This is a genomic window from Patescibacteria group bacterium (assembly GCA_018896645.1).
Taxonomy (GTDB): Bacteria; Patescibacteriota; Patescibacteriia; order UBA2591; family JABMQE01; genus JAHIMF01.
Window position 1 is genome coordinate 17,419 of record JAHIMF010000056.1, and the last position, 17,441, is coordinate 34,859.

Consider the following 17,441-nt stretch of genomic DNA (forward strand, 5'->3'; position numbering starts at 1 on the left):
ACCCACTATGTCATTGTCTTATTGTTCCATTGCTTCACTGTTAATACGAATTAGAAAAGACGATGAAACAATAGCCCGCTTCTTAATTTACTCTGACTTTAAATAGAGAATAACAAACTCTATCTGGCATACTCTTCAATCCTGTTCTCCCGAATCACCGTCACTTTAATCTCACCGGGATATTTTAGCTCTTGCTCAATCTTTCCGGCAATTTCTTTGGCTAATTTCACGGCTTTCAAATCATCAATTTCTTGGGGGGATACAAATACCCGAATTTCCCGGCCAGCCTGAATAGCATAAACTTTTTCCACTCCTTCAAACGACTTAGCCACATCTTCCAGCTCTTCCAATCGCTGTAAATATTGCTCATAAGTATCTTTTCTGGCGCCTGGCCTAGCTCCGGAAATAGCATCAGCTACTTTAACAATCACCGCTTCCAAAGTTGGCGGCATATCTTCGTGATGAGTAGCGATAGGAATAACCACAGCCTCGGGCAGGCCAAATTTCTCCGCTAAATCTTTGCCGATCTCCGGATGCGTACCCTGAACCTCGTGATCCACAGCCTTGCCTAAGTCGTGCAAAAAACCCGCCTTCTTCGCAGTGGCCACATCAGCACCAAGTTCAGAAGCTAACAATGCGGAAAGGTGGGCCACTTCAATCGAATGCTGCAATACATTTTGGCCATAGCTGGTGCGATATTTAAGCCGACCAATGAGTTGAATTAGTTTGGGATCCAACCCGGCGATACCAACCGCATAAACCGCTTCCTCGCCGGATTTTTTAATATCAAGAGCTAATTCTTTTTTCACTTGCTCGATGGTTTCTTCAATCCTGGTCGGCTGAATTCGGCCATCTAAAATTAGTTTTTCTAAGGCCCGCTTGGCTAAGTGACGGCGCAATAAACTAAAGCCGGAAATCACAATTACTTCCGGGGTATCATCAACAACAATTTCGGTGCCGGTTAATTGCTCGATGGTTTTAATGTTTCTGCCTTCCCGACCAATAATTCGCCCCTTCATCTCATCAGAAGGCAGGCTAACTGTAGTGGTAGTGGTTTCGGTTGTATGAGCAGCAGCCACTCGTTCAATCGCCATGCTCACTAATTTCTTGGCTTCTTTTTCCCATTCCTCACTGCCAACGGTTTCCAGCTTTTTAACTCTCTGAACAATATCACCTTTAACTTCCTGCTCAACATTTTCTAAAAGCACTTTTTTTGCTTCTTCCCGGGAAAGTTGGGCAATTATTTCTATTTTTTCAAGCTGCTCCTCTTTAATTCTTTCTATCTCTTTTTTAATCGCCTCGATTCTTTGAGCCTTATCGTATAGCTTTTGCCGGCGATCCTCAAATTCTAAAAGCTTCTGATCAAACAATGACTCCCGTTTCTCAAGCCGTTTCTGAATCCCTAAAAGTTCTTGGCGACGTTTGGCTTCTTCTTGTTTCCCGTCCTCTAAAATTTGTAATGCTTTTTCTTTAGCTTGGTATAAAAGTTCTTTTTGTTTTTGCTTGGCAGCATCTAAGGTTTCTTTGGCTTTTTTCTCAACCGAACCGGCTTGTTTATAACCAATACTCCGACGAAGCAAATAGCCAAAGGCAACACCAGAAGGAATAGCGGCTGCCACTAAGATTATCCAGACTAAATCTACTACCATAAAATTTCCTCTATTCCAAAAGAAGAAAATCAGAAATCTCTAAGGAATGCATAACAAAAAACTTTAAGCAAAATATCAAATTCTCGGCCTAAATCAGATTTAGTGTTTATAGATTTACTATTATCTATTTTGTTATACATTATGATTTTCTATCTCAAGAATTATTAATAATTGATAATTTATTGACCTAAATTTATAATAGCATAAGTGCTAAAATTAGGCAAGGTGTCTACTTAATTATCCTATCCACCAATCCATACTTCTTGGCCTCGTCCGCAGTCATGTAATAATCCCTGTCAGTATCCTTTTCAATCTTAGATAAAGGCTGGCCAGTATGATGCACTAAAATCTGATCCAAACGATCGCGAATTTTCAAAATATGTTCCGCCCGAATTTTAATGTCAGAAGCTTGGCCTTCGGCTCCACCCATAACCTGGTGAAGCAAAATCTCGGCATTGGGCAAAACAAAACGTTTGCCTTTTTGACCGGCAGAAAGAAGGACTGCGCCCATCGAGCCGGCCAAACCAACACAGATTGTAGACACATCACACTTTACATATTGCATAGTATCGTAAATTGCCAAACCGGCAGTTACCGAACCGCCAGGTGAATTGATATAAAGTTTGATATCTTTTTTTGAATCCTCACTTTCCAAAAACAATAGCTGGGCAATAACCGTATTGGCCACCACGTCATTAATTACATCACCTAAAAAAATAATTCGTTCTTTAAGCAAACGGGAATAAATGTCATAAGCGCGCTCGCCATGAGTTGATTTTTCAATAACTGTTGGTATTAAGTGCATAATTTTTAAGTTAAAAGTTAAAAGTCTAAAATTTAATAAAAATACAAGAATAAAATAATAAAATAATATCCGCCAGAGACGGATCAACCCCTGGTTGATAAAAATTCATCTCGTCCCGTTTATTTTTATATTTTTATATTCTTGTATTATTTTATTTTTGGTTTTTGACCCAACTTTGGACTTTAAATTTTAGACTTCAGACTACACAATCTCCCACCCCCCTGCCGTTTCCAAAAGTTGACCGTTAATCCGGAATCCCGCCGCTTTCGCATGCCCTCCGCCTCCCATTAGTTTAGCAAATTTTGAAACATCAATAAAGTCCTGGTTGGTTCTTAAACTGCCTTTAATTTCTTTGTTTTCCAGCTCTTCTAAAATGAGGGTGATGGCGCTGTCGGAAAATTTACTTAGAAAATTAGCAACACCCTCCAGACCCTTTTTATCAATCCCGCACTCGGCTAAATCTTTTTGAGTAATGACTGTCCAAGCTAAGTCAAAATCAGAAATTTTTTGCAAACGCAAGAAAATCCGACTCCAAAGTTTTAGAACATCAATAGATTTATTTTGTAAAATATATTTGTTAATTTCTCTAATCTGGGCTCCTCGAGCAACCAGTCGAGCGGCAATCGCCAAACTTTCAGAGTTGGTGGCCGGATTTGAAAAATTTCCCGTGTCTGTTAAAAGTCCGACCAAAAGGCAAGTAGCCATATTCCGACTAATGCTTATTTGTGATTTTGTAAAAAATTGATACAGCAGGGCAGTGGTTGAAGCTTTGTCGGCATCAACTAGATTATAGTCGCCAAATTGAGTATTAGTAATATGATGATCAATGTTGACAATGGGCGTTTTGGTGTTGGCTAAAAATTCTGGCAGGCCAGTCTGCTCTATATCTCCGCAATCAAGTGTAATAATTAAATCATGGCCAGAGTTAGTCTGGGTTTTAAAACCCAGCCCAATCTCCCCAATTATCAATTCCTCAAATTTCGATAAAAAACGAAAAAAATCAGCTGGACTGTCTTGACAAAAAAGTGCATAGCCCTTCTTTGCGGTCTCCAAAAAATGAGCCAGGCTTAAAGCCGCGCCCAAGGTGTCGCCATCAGGATTCCGGTGACAAACCAAAAGAATTTTTGAGGCCTTGTCAATGGAGTTTTTAATTTTATCAATGATAACTTGATTTTCCATAAAATTATCGTTAGTAGGGGTTGATTGCAATCAACCCCTACGACAACTCTCCAAGCAACTTATCCATCTTCCCCGCCTTTTCTTCGGTTGTATCCAAATCAAATCTAAGCTTGGGCAAAGGCTTCATCACCAGTCTTCCGTGTAAAATCCTTTGAAGATTTTTTGCGTTCCCGTATAATACTTTCAAAACTGCCTGACTCTTGTCAATTGGCAGAACGCTAATCCAAACCCTTGCCTCTCGCAAATCACGAGTGGTTTCCACTTGGATAATGGTTACCAGCACGCCTTCCGGCCATTCTAATTCTTCAAGGAATATTTTTCCCAGTTCTTGTTTGATTAAAGAATTAACTTGTGGAATCCTCTTAGTCATAAATATGATACGAAAAAATACGAAAAATTTAAAACCTATAACTCTCCATAAATCTCTTTTTCTAGTCTTTCTAAAAAATCTTTTAAAAATGTGATTCTTTCCCTGCAAATCTTTTTCGCTTGTTCTGTGTGTAATTTATCTATCAAAAATTTCCATTTTGTTTCAAACTCTATTTGTGGACTATGTTTGGTTTTATCTTGTATCCTTCCATTAATCTTTCCGCCAAGATTATCTTGAATATATTCCTTGATGTCCACTTTTTGATATATCTTTGCGTCATTTCTGCCGACCCAAACAAATGAACGAGCAAGACCAATGGCTCCCACAACGTCTAATTTATCAGCATCAAATAGTATTTTAGCCTCTTCCGTCTTTGGCTCACTTCCTGTCCTATATCTATGAGAAACGATACAGTCTTGAATGTGTTTTATTCTATTCCCCGAAAATTCTAATTCTTGTAAAATTGGGACTGCCATTTCTGAACTTAATATCGCATGATCAGTATTGCCAGAGGGGTCATCATCTTCCTTAACTCTTGCAATGTCATGCAATAAAGCCGCTGCCTTTAATACATCCAAATCAATATCTTGATTTTTTGCCAGGCGCAAGCAAAGATTATAAACTCTCATGATATGGTCTATATCATGAGCAGAGCAAGAAAGCTCTTTTTTAACAATTTCTTTAATTTTTTGAAATTTTTGATCCATTTTACAAAACTAAAGCTTAATATCCAAATGATGTTTTATCCTAACTTCGCTCTTTTTGGCAGAATTCTTTTTCCAAAGAATTTGCTGCCTAAAATCTGAAATTTATCAGTCAAATCAGTAGTGAAAAACTCTGCGCCGGCATTCCTGCTAATCTCATCATCTAACTCTTTGTGCCTTTGTAAATAGTCTTTAAGTTTGTCAGCTACCACCGCTCCTTCACTGACAAGGTTTATGCCCGGTCCGACAATCTTCCTAATCTTGTCCTCTAATATGCCATAATGCGTGCAACCCAGAATCAAAGTGTCAATGTTTTTTCTAAGCAACGGAGAAAGATAGTTGCGAATAGCTAATTCGGTTACCCCGGAGTTTTCTTCGCCGTTCTCTACTAGGGGCGCGAGCAAAGGGCAGGCCTCTTGAAAAACCTCTATTTGGGGATTAAGCTTTTTCACCTCTTTTTCAAAGGCCTTTGATCTGACAGTACTCTCGGTAGCGATAACACCTATACAGTTATTATTAGTTCTTACGACTGCTGATTCTGCCGCCGGGACAATCACTCCTAAAACCCTCCTGTTTGGATAGTTTTTTGGCAAGTATTCCCTTTGGATTTTACGAAGAGCCTCGCTTGAAGCAGTATTGCAAGCCAAGATTATTAATTGACAATTTCTTTTGAAAAGAAACCCTACCGCTTCTTCGGTAAAATTGCGTATTACCTCCTGCGAACGCGCGCCATATGGCGTTCTTGCCGTATCGCCCAAATAAATATAATCATACTCTGGCAATCCTTTAATTATTTCTTTCAAGATATTTAATCCGCCGAAGCCAGAATCAAAAATTCCTATTGGATTTCTTATATTCTCTTTTCTCATATTCGCATATTATTTTAACGTCTTTACCCTCTCCTCAATCCTATAAACCTCCAACAAATCGCCCACCTCGACTTTTGTCTTACTCTCAAACTTTATTCCACACTCTTTTCCGGACTTGGCCTCGGTCACTTCTTGTTTATTGCTCTGCAGTTCTTTGATACTGCCGCTACCCAAAACTTGTCCCTCTCTCACCACATCTGCCAGAACATATTTAACAATTTTCCCCTTAGTAACCCGACCCCCAACTATCATAAAACTCGGCTCTTCTCTAAACACTTCTAAAATTTTAAGCTCGCCCAAATCTATTCTAACCCGCTCCGGCGTAAGCAAGGTTTCCAAATTCTTTTTAATATCATCTAAAAGTTCATAAATAACCTTATAAACCTTAAGGGCAACTTTTTTCTCTTGGGCTAAAATTTCCACTCCGGGATTGACACCAACATTAAAGCCGATAACTAAGGCTTTGCTGTTTTCCGAAGATGATTCTGCTTGTAAAATATCCGGCTCGGTAATATTACCCAATCCTCTTTTAACAATAGCTACATTCACTTCCTCATACTTCGCTTGCTCGATAGACTCGACTATAGCTTCCAGAGAACCCAATTTGTCGGCCCTTAACACCAGGTTTAGATTGTTAATCTCGGAATCTTCGGCTGGCTGTTCTTTATCAACGGTCTGATGAACCGCTCTGGCGCCCTGATTCCTGTCTACGCTCCCCTGCTTAATTTTCTGTTTTAAAAACTTTTTATCAGCAACCACTTCTAAAATATCACCAACTTGAGGAGTAGTTTTTAATCCCAAAACTTCAACCGGCATAGAAGGAACGGCTGTCTTTACCGGCTTCTTTTGAAAATCACGCAAAGCTTTAATGGTGCCGTATGATTTGCCGGCGATTACCGCATCACCCAAGCGCAGAGTTCCTGTATGAATTAATATGGTGGCCACCGGTCCTTCATTTTTATCCAGACGAGTTTCAATCACCGTACCTACGGCTTCGCGCTTGGGATCAGCTTTTAGTTTTTCTTTTTCCATGTCGGCAATCAAAAGAATCATTTCCATAAGCTCCTCTAATCCTTGCTTAGTGGTAGCAGAGACTGGCACACAAATTGTTTTTCCGCCCCAATCCTCCGGGGACAAATTGATTTCTGATAATTCTTTTTTAACTCTATCAATATCAGCTTCTTCTTTATCTATCTTATTAATCGCCACTATAAATGGCAGGTTCTCCCCCTGGACTACTTTTATAGACTCCAATGTCTGGGGCCGAACTCCGTCATCAGCCGCTACGACTAAAATCGCAATGTCAGCCGCCACGCCGCCTCGAGCCCGCATCGCTTTAAAAGCTTCATGTCCGGGAGTATCAATAAAGGTAATAGTGCGCCCTTGCGCACTGTTCACCTGATAAGCCCCAATATGCTGGGTAATTGCGCCCGCTTCTTTTCCAGCAACATTAGTCTTTCGGATAGCATCTAAGAGCGAGGTCTTGCCATGGTCAACATGGCCCATCACCACTACTACCGGCGGCCTTGTTTCTTGGGACTCTTTCTTGTCCTGTTTTAAAAGTTTCTCGAGTTTATCTTGGGCTGTTTTCCCGCTTGTCACCTCGGTCTCTTCGTCCCCGCCCCTTTCTACAGCAATCCCCAAATCATCAGCAATAATTGCCGCGGTTTCAAAATCAATTGATTCGTTAATTGTGGCCATAAAACCGTTTTTCATCAGTTCAATAATAACCTTGCTCACCGGCAATCCTATTTTCTCGGCCAAATCATGAACAATAATGGCTTCTGGGATATGAACTACTTTTTTAGCGCTCTCTTCAGCAACCTCCTTGGCGCCCTCGCCCACTTCCACCCGCCTAATATCCTCGCGTTCTTTTTTGGCTTTTTCCAGACGTTTATTTTGATTCCAAGCCTCTGCGATTTTATCTATCAAACCATCATCCACCTTTATCGCCCGCATTCCAATATCAAAACCAAGCTCCGGAAGTTTTTCCCGCAGCTCTTGGGTTGGGATTTTTAGTTGTCGAGCGAGCTCGGTGATGTTCATGCTGATCTATTGTAAAGTTTATCTATTTAAAATTATTTAACTCGTGGCAAATCGTTGTAACTTAATAGTAATACGGTGGTAATACGGTTGTAACTCTCGCGTAATACAATTGTTATTTTTGAATGAATTACCATTGTATTACAACTGTATTACGCGAGGTTGAGCGAAGCGAAATCGAGCTGTTTACAATTGAGTTGCTGCGACTACTCATCTTACATCAACCTTATAATTAAGTCAATTCTAAATTAATTTTACCAATCTGATCCAATGCTCCATCCCCAAATCCTGCGCTCTGATTTTCTTGTCCAGTCCGGCTTTCTCTAACATCTGCTCAATCTTATCATTACTAACCTTCAGGCCAGTGGCTAAATTATTTTTAAGCATTTTCCTTCTGCTGGAAAAACCAATCCGCACAATTTGAAAAAACCTTTTCTCGTCAAAGTCTTTGCCAACCAAATTATCCCTATGTTTCCCTATTTTTCCAATCTTCACGATTGCGGCATCCACTTCGGGCTTGGGCCAGAATGATGTTCGAGGCACTATCTTGGTTAATACGGGCTGCGCATAAAATTGGACTGACACCGAAAGCAAGCTCATTTCGCCGGCTTTAGCGCATATCCGCTCGGCCACTTCTTTTTGAACCACAAGCACCAGCTGTTTTGGGCGCGGAGACTGCGTCAATCGCTGGCGTATAAAGTGAGATGTTATGTTATATGGAAGATTAGATACTATTTTATACTCCAAATCCTTAATTTCCAGATCAAACAAATCCATTCGCAAAATATCATCTTTTACTATCTTGACATTATGCCTCTCCGCAAACGCCTGGTTTAAAATCGAAACAAATTTTTTATCTATCTCTACGGCTAGAACCTTACCCGCATTTTTAGCAAGTTCTTTGGTAATCGCCCCAAAACCCGGACCAACTTCCAGCACAACATCTTCTGGCTGTAAGTCAGCCGCCTTAATAATGGTCTGAACCGCATCATTATCAATTAAAAAATTCTGGCCGTGTTGGCGGGAAGGTTTAATGTGGTGTTTTTTACAAAGACTCCGGACTATGTTAGTATCTGCTAAATTCACGAAGGGGAAGGAAATTAGCGAATTAGAACTAAATTACAAGTTAATAGAGTTAATATAATTGTTAATAAAGCTAATAACTTGTTGTCGGGTCTATTAACCCTATTAACTTTATTAACAATTTATTAACTACGGCTACTTTAAGATGATAAGTGAACCACACTCAGTGTGATAAAAATGAAAATATAATGAATAACAAAATTCAAAATCACCGGTACTTTAACTTAACCGGGCCACTACGCAAAACCTCAACCACACTATTTTTAATTCTAATAATTGTAGATGGCTTGACCTGGGCCAGTCTGCCGGCATCTAAAATTAAATCCGGTTTTTCTTGGCTTGTTTCTAACTGTTGGATTACATCTTCTGCGCAATAGCATTCGCTTTTACCAGAAATATTAGCAGAAGTAGAAACAATCGGATTGTTTACACCTCGAGAAAGGCCTCGCGCGATTTTATTACTGCTGACTCTAATGGCAATGTCATCATAATTTTTTAAAAAGCCATATCCCGACTTCTTGGCTCTCTCGCGCATAGCCCTTTTAACTTTTAAAATTAAAGTAACCGGACCGGGCCAGAACCGTTTTGCAAAATCCAAGGCTTTTTGATTAAAGCTAACCATCTTTTTCGCCGTTGAAAGGCTGGCTGCAATCACTGGCAATAAAAAACTCGCCCGGCGATGTTTAATTTTATAAATCCGCTTTACCGCTTTTTCCGATAAAAAATCCCCTCCCAAAGCATAACAGGTTTCTGTTGGATAAACAATAACCCCGCCGGCTTTTAAAATCTTGACGGCTTTATCAAGTTCTTTGGAAGTGAATTTTTTTTGATTGATTTTTTGGATTTGCATATTTGAAAAATAAGGAAATAAAGAAATAAGAAAAAGAGGAACGAATCATTACCTTTATTTCTCTATTCCTTTATTTCTTAGTTTCTTTTCCATTTTAAACCACAATGTTCAATAACTTACCTCTGACAAAGATGACTTTCCGAACTTCTTTATCGTTTGTCCATTTTTGAATCTTTGGACTTCTTTTGGCGACTTTAACTGCTTCTACTTCATTAATATCAGCCGCTACTTTTATTTTATCCCGCACTTTGCCATTGACCTGAATAACCAGTTCAATCTCTTCTTCTTTAATTAGTTTTGCATCATATTTTGGCCAAGGCTGTTTAAAGATACTTTCTTTGTTGCCCAGGCCTTCCCATAATTCTTCACTTATGTGGGGTGCAAATAGTGAGAGTAGAATAATTAATAATTGATAATTGACCACTCGGCCGCGGATTCGACTTGAGCTCACCGAAAGTTGAGCTCGTGGCCGAACGGTAATTGATAATTTCTCCTGCTTAAGAAACTCATTTGTCAAAATCATGAGAGCAGAAACAGCAGTATTAAATCTAAAATTTTCAATGTCTTCTGTAACTTTTTTGATGGTCTTGTGAACCAATCTTGTTAATTCATCATTTTTAACTTTTGACTCGACTTTAGATTTTTGACTCGACTTTAGATTTTTGACTTTTGACTTTAGACTTGTCTGGCTTTTAACTTTAGATTGCAACCCCCATACTTTATCTAAGAAACGTTTAACCCCAATCATATTCTCCGTGCTCCAGGGAATCGCTTCGCCAAACGGTCCCATAAACATTTCGTACAAGCGCAAAGTATCAGCCCCGTATTTTTTAATTAGTTCATCAGGGTTTGTAACATTGCCCCGAGACTTAGACATTTTTTGGCTGTCTTCGGCCAAAACCATACCATGAGAGCGGCGAGCCGCGTAGGGTTCGCTGGTTGGCACAACGCCAATATCATACAAAAATTTATTCCAAAAACGAGAATATAAAAGATGAAGAGTTGTATGCTCCATGCCGCCATTATATAAATCAACCGGCATCCAGTGTTTTAATTTTTTCGGGTCGGCTAAGGCTTTGCTGTTGTTGGGATCAATATAGCGCAAGAAATACCAGGAAGAGCCGGCCCAATTAGGCATCGTATCAGTCTCCCGCTTGGCTGGCCCGCCGCATTTGGGGCATTTGGTATTGACCCAGTCAGCCATCGCCGCCAATGGCGACTCGCCAGTGTCAGTGGGCTCGTAGTTCTTAACTTCCGGCAACTCAACCGGTAAATCTTTTTCCGGCACTGGAACTTCACCGCCGTTAGGTGCTGAGCTTGCCGAAGCACATTTTTTACAATGAATAATCGGAATGGGTTCGCCCCAATAATGCTGGCGCGAAAATACCCAATCGCGGAGTTTATAATTGACAGCCTTTTTGCCTGCGCCTTCTTTCTCTATCCACTTAGTAATTTCAGTGATGCATTTTTTAACTGACATACTATTAAATTGATCTGAATTTATCATTACGCCCTCCTTAACGTCGGTATTGCAAACCAAATCATGATAGAAGCCACAATTCCAAAGCATCCGAGTTAAATTGTAACAATCTTTAACTCCATCATAAAACTTTTTGCATTTTTTTAACGCCCCTTCTTCATCTTTTATATCTTTCACTTCTATAACTTCACCATCACCAAATATGAAAATGTATCTAGAACCAATAATTTCACACCAATAATCCTTTTTTAAATTTTTCTTAACGATCTCAATATACTTATCTATATTCTTGGAACTCAAGTTTACATAATAGCCATCCTTTTTATCTTTGTGATAATCAAACTTTTTAAGTTGATCTTTAATATCATTTTCAAATGAGCCTTCCATGAAATAACTTTTCATTTTGTCTTTTGGCAGGATGACATTTATAATGGGTAACTTGAACTTTAAGGCAAACTCAAAATCCCTTTCATCATGCGCCGGGACCGCCATAATCGCGCCAGTGCCATAACCCGTCAAAACATAATCAGCCACCCAAATTGGAATCTCTTTATTGTTGGCTGGATTAATGGCTTTGACGCCTTTGAGCTCTACGCCAGTTTTTTCTTTGGCTAAGTCGGTGCGCTCTAAGTCTGATTTCCTTTTTGAAATTTCAATATATTTTTCAACTTCTTTCCAATTGGTGATTTGGGGTTTTCCGCCCAAGGCGGATAGTTTTTGGATAAGCTCATGTTCGGGCGCGAGAACCATAAAGGTCGCGCCAAATAATGTGTCGGGGCGGGTGGTGAAGACTTCTATCTGAAATCCTGAATCTGAAATCTTGAATTTTACACTTGCTCCCTCGCTTCTCCCAATCCAATTCACTTGTTGAGTTTTGATCTTATCCAAATAATCCACTGTATCTAAATCTTTTATCAACCTTTCCGCGTATTTGGTAATAGCGAGCATCCATTGTTTTATTTGCCGTTTCTCGGTTTGGGCGCCGCAACGTTCACATTTGCCGTTGATCACTTCTTCATTGGCCAGACCAATTTTGCACGATGGGCACCAGTTAATGGGCATTTCCCGGCGATAAGCCAAGCCTTTTTTATAAAGCTGCAAAAATATCCATTGAGTCCACTTGTAGTAATTTGGATCCGTAGTGTTAATCTCCCTGGACCAATCAAAGGAGAGACCAACAGATTTAATCTGTTTTTTGAAAATAGTAATATTTTCCTTGGTAATTTCAGCTGGCTGACGTTTCATTTTGATAGCATAGTTTTCTGTCGGCAAACCAAAAGCATCCCAACCCATAGGGAACAAAACATTAAAACCCGACATTCGCTTGTAACGCGCCACTGCATCCAAAGCGCTGTAGCTCCGCAAATGGCCAACATGCAACCCAGCGCCAGAAGGATAAGGAAACTCTACCAAAACATAAAATTTCGGCTTTTTAGTTAAGTCTTTGGCTTGATATAAATCCTGCTTCTCCCACCTCTTTTGCCACTTTTGTTCAATTTGCTGATGATCATAATCATCCATATTTTTATTGAATTTATTTGTTTATTAATTTATTAACTATTTATTAACTTCTATTAACCCTCATGGCCAAAATGTAAAACTATAAAAAACCACAACTATATTCCCATGTTCTGCCCCTATCTTACCACATTTCACCCATCTTGACAACCTCTCTTGATATGCTATCATCATAATAGCTAGGGAATTTTAAGCTTTAATTAAGGTCTTTATCTTACCCCGCAAACCAGTAAAAAATTATCATCACCATCAAAAAATTCTCGTGAAGATCACCCTTTTCTTGATTCGGCTTCTGATAAGAAGCGCCAGGGTTCTTAAGGGCGGGGGTGGAATTCTTTTTTTAATTTTGGGCAAATCCCTTGGGTTAATTAAAATTCTTTTTAATAAAACTCTGTTTGTTTGGAGCTATAAAACTTACAAAATAATTCAAAAAAAAATTGGTTCTCCGGAAAAACCTCTTGCTGTTCCAGGGAAACATCCGCTCGCCAAACTAATGGCCAGAAAAGAATTGGTTCATATAACTGTCATCATTCTTGCTCTGCTCGTGGCCACCAATAATCTCTGGGCCCAGGAAAAAATTGATATTGAAGGAGGAGCGGCCAGTAGTGTCATTTTTGACTTACTCTCTACTAGCGATGGGGAGGTAATCATTGAGGAGGGCGCGCCCACCACGGTCAATACCCCAGCCGCCTACCTGCCCCAAAGCAGTGCGGTAAGCGCCCTGCCCCAAATGGAGCCCCAGACCAAAGAATCCCAAGAAGCAGAAGCCAGCCGTCCGCTCGCCACCAGCGAGGGCACGGGTGCTTTGATGCAACCTGCGATTACGGCAACAGTGGAAACCCCGCGCAAACGAACAGAAATTATTGCCTATGTTGTGCAGGAAGGAGATACTATTAGCGGAATTGCCAAAAAATTTGGCATCAGCGTTAACACAATACTTTGGGAAAACGGGCTTTCGGCCTATTCCTTAATCAGGCCTGGTCAAGAGATTTCTGTCTTACCAGTCTCTGGACTCACCCACGAAGTTAAGCGCAATGAAACTTTAGGGGCAATCGCTAAAAAATATCAAGCAAATGAAGAAGATGTTATTAATGAAAATAAGTTAGCTGATGCCTCCCAGATTAAAGCGGGGCAAATCTTGATTGTGCCTAACGGTAAAATGCCGCCCCCGCCCCAGCCAACTTACAGCTATACCCAGAAAAATACCTTGCTTTCAAAAATTTTTTCCTCCCCGCCGGACAGCCCGATAACCGATCCCATGGCCGGCCAAGGCCACCGGTTCCCCTGGGGGCAATGCACTTGGTATGTGGCCCAAAAGCGCTATGTGCCTTGGAGAGGCGATGCTAAAAATTGGATAGCTAATGCTCGCAATATGGGTTATAAAATTGGCAGTACCCCGGTACTTGGAGCAATAATTGCCACTAAAGAAAACTGGTATTGGGGCCATGTTGGTTATGTAGAAGCGGTTGGTCCGGGTACTGTAACTTTTTCCGAAATGAATTACAAGGGCGTTGGCGTGTACAGTAAACGGACTTTGAGCCAAAATGATTCTAAGATTATCGGATATATTTATTAGTCACTTGCAACTGGTCGCTGGCCACTAGGGAAAATATTACCACGCTTTAGCGTGTAATTAAAAAAATCCACTTTCCGTGGATTTTTTAAATTGTTTATAAATATGACTCTGGCTATAAACAGTCAGATATTATTTGTCAAAACTATTCTTCTTGCACTCAACGCAAACAGTGGCGGCTGGAAAAATTTTCAACCGCTTTTCATTAATCTTCTTGCCGCATTGCTCGCAAATCCCGTACTTACCCTGCTTCAACCGTTCTAAAGCTCTTTCTACGGCTTTCAAGCCCTTTTCTATGTTACCTTCCAAGGAAACCTTGTCGCTTAAAGTTCTAACTTCAAGAGCGTTCTCATCATCCTTGCTGCCAAAATCAGTAAATCTAATCCTTAGGCGACGTTTACCTCTTTGGGCCAATTTATTGATTTCTTGGTCTAAACGCTCTTTTTCTTCAAGAAGTTGCTTTTTTATTGTATTGAGAAATTTTTTAGCCATATATTTATGACACTATAAATAATCAAAAGAGGGCGCTAGAACGCCCCCTAATATGTTTACACAGTTAGTATTGAGGCTCTAGCGCCCTGTAAGGTCGAATTTTCCTTTTGCATTCCTCTTTAGAAAAGAAGAATCGCAAAAACTTTGAAAGTTCAACCTTCTTGGCGCTTTTTCGTCTTGCCTTGAGAAAAAGCTGCTTTTTTGCCATCCTTGTTGGTATAACTCCTATTTTTCTCTTTGTGGAAAGAAATTGTACCTTTTTGTTTTTTGTTTTTGCAAGCCCCCGAGCGAGTCGAGGGGTTATTTTGTGGGTCCTGGGCAAGGGTCAGGCCCGATACGGAGTAGCAAATAAGCCTGCTTTAATAAAGCAGAAAAAATGTTTCTCTAGAAACTAATTCCAGAGAAGCATTTTCTCTGCTTCTCTTTTTTTAAGGTACATGTTTTCTTTCCTATTTTAATTATATCATGCCCGAGATAGCTTGTCAAGCCTCTCCTGTGGAAAACTGTATTTTACACTAACTTTAGCTAAAAACATGATAATTAATAATTGATAATTAATAATTAGATAAAGTAAGTTATATTTTTTTAACTCAACTTATAAACATTTTATCCACACTAAACTCAATACACGCAAATCTTTTGATTTGTACCTAATATCTGTCTCACACCATATTCTTTTTTAACTTCAGCACCTAAATTAATATATAAAAAATCAGATGATTGGATTTTTAAGTCCGGTTGATTAAAACAGTCGTTTATTAGGGCTAAAAAATCCCAATATTTTTGATCCTGTTCAATTTTCTGTTTCAGGAAATTTAAAGAATTACTAAAAACAATCTTATCTTCAAAAAAACCATAAGCAAATTCAAAGTTGATTTGTTCTGATTTTAAATATTTTAACTTAAAATTAGCCAAATTTTCAGTTTCAAAATGAAAAATCAAAGGATTAGCCACTATTTCGACTATTTCTGTGTTATCCGGAAGAAAAGTTTTTTGCTCCTGGGGCAGCTGAAAAGCCATAATTTTCTTAGCAATCTCTTCTATTTTCTTGATTTCAGAAGAATTTTCGCTAAGATTGGAGGAGTTTCTTAATACCAAAAGGTAGTCTTGGGTCTTAAAATCAAAAGATTTTCCTGCTGACCTGCTGATAATCAGGCCTTGGGTACTGATCAGGGCTAAGATATCTTGGAAAAAATCAAAATTATACAACTTTTCCCATTGGATTCTAAAAGTATCAAAGTTAGGCTGGGTTTTAAAACCCAGCCCAACTAAATTATTTGAAAATAACGCCAAATCAGTATCTGGAGTAATGAATCTTAACCAAGAATCCAAATCAAGCTCATTTTTATCTGCTTTGGGCAACCCATGGCGAATCAAAGGGGTATCAATTGTAAAAACTACCTTTGCTGGGTCTGCTTGGGCTTCTAAACCCTTGATCTCGCCAAATATGCCTGCAAATTGGCCTAAAAAGCTATTTTCTGCCAAAGGATTAAAATAAAGCTTTAAAAATGATTTATCAAAAAAATCTTTTAAAAAACCATTGGGAAATACGAAGTCAATTCGCGGATCCATAATTTCTTCAAGAGCCTTATTATTGGAGGAAAGGATTAAATAACCATTATGAGTGGCCTGATACAGCTTATTTTCCACTAATTTTGGCCCTGATTCACTTATACCCCCCAAGCTCTCCAAATTTTTATTTGTTTTTCCCAAAATCACTATTTCTGGCTCATTATCAACATCTATACCCACAATGGAAATCTCCTCCTCAAATAAAGATAAAGTTTTACTTAGTCCTTGATTATCCCCTGCTAATCTTTTGTCTATCTCGTTAAAAAACCAACTAAACAAATTTTTTCGGGCTAAATCAGTATTAATCCATCCTTGAAATCCTTTACCTGCCCGAGTTTTGGCGCTAAAATCCAAATTGGCGTAAAAAAGTACTTGTTTAGGAATTTTAGCTTCTGCTGGCTCTTCTTGCTGGTATTGCAATAATATCTTAACCCCAAAAAACCCCAAACCTACAATGATTATTAACCCCAAACATAAAAACAGCCAAAAAGCAGTTTTGTTTGATTTTTTTGGCTGTTTTGTTGTTATTTTTTCTTGTATCTCTGTAAAATTTGAGCGAAAAGTATCAGGGTTCATTTTCTTGTTCTAATATCTTCAAAATTTCTTTCTTCAAAATAGGTAAATCTTCTTCCACTGTTTCCCATACCCTTTCCAAATTAATCTCAAAATACTCATGAATAAGGATATTTCTCATCCCGACAATGTCTTTCCATGGAATCTGGTGATATTTCTTTCTAAATTCTTGAGGAATATTATTTACTGCTTCACCGATAACTTCTATCCTTTTCATCACAGAATCTTGAGCTTTATCGTCTCGTAAAAAGTCTTTTTTGGCCATTCTATTAGTATATTTCTCAATTTTTTCAATACTTTCCTTGATATCCTCAATAAATATTTTTACTTCTTTTTTCATAATATTGCGATTTGTTCTTTTAAAATCCTATCTTTCAAAAGAGGATGGATTGTGGAATATTCAACAAGATCAACTTCACTGCCTAATCCTTCTTCTAGATCTATTTTTAACCTAGATAAACCTAATAAACTCATCTTTGGTGGTGCTTTGATTAAAAAATCAATATCACTGGATTTCTTGTTATCGCCCCGGGCATAGGAACCAAAAACAGCGGCCTTGGTTATACCTTGGCGCTTGAAGATGGGGAGGGCTTTAGTTTTGATAAATTTGATGGTCATGGTTTTATTTTAGGGGATTTTAATGTTTCTTGCAAGTTTTAAGTGATAATTGATAATTGATAA

The 17,441-nt window shown here is 39.0% G+C and carries 15 protein-coding genes; 1 reads left to right on the forward strand and 14 read right to left on the reverse strand.

The annotated features are described in order from the left end of the window. Positions 1–119: 119 nt before the first annotated feature. From rny to KKD20_04245, 10 genes are all read right to left on the reverse strand, one after another. Complete coding sequence (gene rny / locus KKD20_04200) at positions 120–1,649, reverse strand: ribonuclease Y (protein ID MBU4332296.1); 1,530 nt, start codon at positions 1,647–1,649, stop codon at positions 120–122. 229 nt (positions 1,650–1,878) lie between these two features. After that, positions 1,879–2,454, reverse strand: coding sequence for an ATP-dependent Clp endopeptidase proteolytic subunit ClpP (gene clpP, locus KKD20_04205; GenBank protein MBU4332297.1), 576 nt, complete (start codon positions 2,452–2,454; stop codon positions 1,879–1,881). A gap of 201 nt (positions 2,455–2,655) precedes the next feature. After that, positions 2,656–3,633, reverse strand: a complete 978-nt coding sequence (locus KKD20_04210) for a DHH family phosphoesterase (protein ID MBU4332298.1) — start codon at positions 3,631–3,633, stop codon at positions 2,656–2,658. Between the two features lie 37 nt (positions 3,634–3,670). Beyond that, on the reverse strand, positions 3,671–4,003 hold the full coding sequence (locus KKD20_04215; protein MBU4332299.1) for a ribosome-binding factor A: 333 nt from the start codon (positions 4,001–4,003) through the stop codon (positions 3,671–3,673). 35 nt (positions 4,004–4,038) lie between these two features. Next, positions 4,039–4,710 carry an HD domain-containing protein gene (locus KKD20_04220; protein MBU4332300.1) on the reverse strand — a complete coding sequence of 224 codons (672 nt, stop codon included), beginning with the start codon at positions 4,708–4,710 and terminating at the stop codon, positions 4,039–4,041. Between the two features lie 35 nt (positions 4,711–4,745). Beyond that, positions 4,746–5,576 (reverse strand): glutamate racemase, encoded by an 831-nt coding sequence (gene murI / locus KKD20_04225; protein ID MBU4332301.1) that lies wholly within the window; start codon positions 5,574–5,576, stop codon positions 4,746–4,748. 9 nt (positions 5,577–5,585) lie between these two features. After that, a complete protein-coding gene (gene infB / locus KKD20_04230) occupies positions 5,586–7,622 on the reverse strand; it encodes a translation initiation factor IF-2 (GenBank protein ID MBU4332302.1) in 2,037 nt (678 codons plus the stop codon). 240 nt (positions 7,623–7,862) lie between these two features. After that, positions 7,863–8,705 carry a ribosomal RNA small subunit methyltransferase A gene (gene rsmA, locus KKD20_04235; protein MBU4332303.1) on the reverse strand — a complete coding sequence of 281 codons (843 nt, stop codon included), beginning with the start codon at positions 8,703–8,705 and terminating at the stop codon, positions 7,863–7,865. Between the two features lie 205 nt (positions 8,706–8,910). Next, positions 8,911–9,552: a threonylcarbamoyl-AMP synthase gene (locus KKD20_04240; protein ID MBU4332304.1), complete on the reverse strand. Its 642-nt coding sequence runs from the start codon at positions 9,550–9,552 to the stop codon at positions 8,911–8,913. Between the two features lie 94 nt (positions 9,553–9,646). After that, the gene (locus tag KKD20_04245) at positions 9,647–11,419 is read right to left on the reverse strand and encodes a class I tRNA ligase family protein (GenBank protein ID MBU4332305.1); all 1,773 of its coding nucleotides are present in this window, start codon (positions 11,417–11,419) and stop codon (positions 9,647–9,649) included. Positions 11,420–12,812: 1,393 nt separating this feature from the next. Here KKD20_04245 and KKD20_04250 point away from each other — a divergent pair. Further along, positions 12,813–14,126 carry a LysM peptidoglycan-binding domain-containing protein gene (locus tag KKD20_04250; GenBank protein ID MBU4332306.1) on the forward strand — a complete coding sequence of 438 codons (1,314 nt, stop codon included), beginning with the start codon at positions 12,813–12,815 and terminating at the stop codon, positions 14,124–14,126. 129 nt (positions 14,127–14,255) lie between these two features. Here KKD20_04250 and KKD20_04255 read toward each other — a convergent pair whose 3' ends face one another. The 4 genes from KKD20_04255 to KKD20_04270 all read right to left on the reverse strand — a co-directional run bounded on the left by KKD20_04255 (position 14,256) and on the right by KKD20_04270 (position 17,378). Continuing rightward, a complete protein-coding gene (locus tag KKD20_04255) occupies positions 14,256–14,615 on the reverse strand; it encodes a TraR/DksA C4-type zinc finger protein (GenBank protein MBU4332307.1) in 360 nt (119 codons plus the stop codon). Positions 14,616–15,236: 621 nt separating this feature from the next. Continuing rightward, positions 15,237–16,763: a hypothetical protein gene (locus tag KKD20_04260; protein MBU4332308.1), complete on the reverse strand. Its 1,527-nt coding sequence runs from the start codon at positions 16,761–16,763 to the stop codon at positions 15,237–15,239. Next, positions 16,753–17,100, reverse strand: a complete 348-nt coding sequence (locus tag KKD20_04265) for a DUF86 domain-containing protein (protein MBU4332309.1) — start codon at positions 17,098–17,100, stop codon at positions 16,753–16,755. The genes KKD20_04260 and KKD20_04265 overlap by 11 nt, the downstream gene beginning before the upstream one ends. After that, complete coding sequence (locus tag KKD20_04270) at positions 17,097–17,378, reverse strand: nucleotidyltransferase family protein (GenBank protein MBU4332310.1); 282 nt, start codon at positions 17,376–17,378, stop codon at positions 17,097–17,099. The genes KKD20_04265 and KKD20_04270 overlap by 4 nt, the downstream gene beginning before the upstream one ends. Between the last annotated feature and the right edge of the window lie 63 nt (positions 17,379–17,441).

Excerpts from the sequence above, each read along its gene's own strand:
- KKD20_04240 (MBU4332304.1), bottom strand. The coding sequence starts at position 9,552 with ATGCAAATCCAAAAAATCAATCAAAAAAAATTCACTTCCAAAGAACTT.
- KKD20_04210 (MBU4332298.1), bottom strand. The coding sequence starts at position 3,633 with ATGGAAAATCAAGTTATCATTGATAAAATTAAAAACTCCATTGACAAG.
- KKD20_04220 (MBU4332300.1), bottom strand. The coding sequence starts at position 4,710 with ATGGATCAAAAATTTCAAAAAATTAAAGAAATTGTTAAAAAAGAGCTT.
- KKD20_04245 (MBU4332305.1), bottom strand. The coding sequence starts at position 11,419 with ATGGAAGGCTCATTTGAAAATGATATTAAAGATCAACTTAAAAAGTTT.
- KKD20_04255 (MBU4332307.1), bottom strand. The coding sequence starts at position 14,615 with ATGGCTAAAAAATTTCTCAATACAATAAAAAAGCAACTTCTTGAAGAA.
- KKD20_04260 (MBU4332308.1), bottom strand. The coding sequence starts at position 16,763 with ATGAACCCTGATACTTTTCGCTCAAATTTTACAGAGATACAAGAAAAA.
- clpP (MBU4332297.1), bottom strand. The coding sequence starts at position 2,454 with ATGCACTTAATACCAACAGTTATTGAAAAATCAACTCATGGCGAGCGC.
- KKD20_04265 (MBU4332309.1), bottom strand. The coding sequence starts at position 17,100 with ATGAAAAAAGAAGTAAAAATATTTATTGAGGATATCAAGGAAAGTATT.
- rny (MBU4332296.1), bottom strand. The coding sequence starts at position 1,649 with ATGGTAGTAGATTTAGTCTGGATAATCTTAGTGGCAGCCGCTATTCCT.
- infB (MBU4332302.1), bottom strand. The coding sequence starts at position 7,622 with ATGAACATCACCGAGCTCGCTCGACAACTAAAAATCCCAACCCAAGAG.
- KKD20_04270 (MBU4332310.1), bottom strand. The coding sequence starts at position 17,378 with ATGACCATCAAATTTATCAAAACTAAAGCCCTCCCCATCTTCAAGCGC.
- KKD20_04215 (MBU4332299.1), bottom strand. The coding sequence starts at position 4,003 with ATGACTAAGAGGATTCCACAAGTTAATTCTTTAATCAAACAAGAACTG.
- murI (MBU4332301.1), bottom strand. The coding sequence starts at position 5,576 with ATGAGAAAAGAGAATATAAGAAATCCAATAGGAATTTTTGATTCTGGC.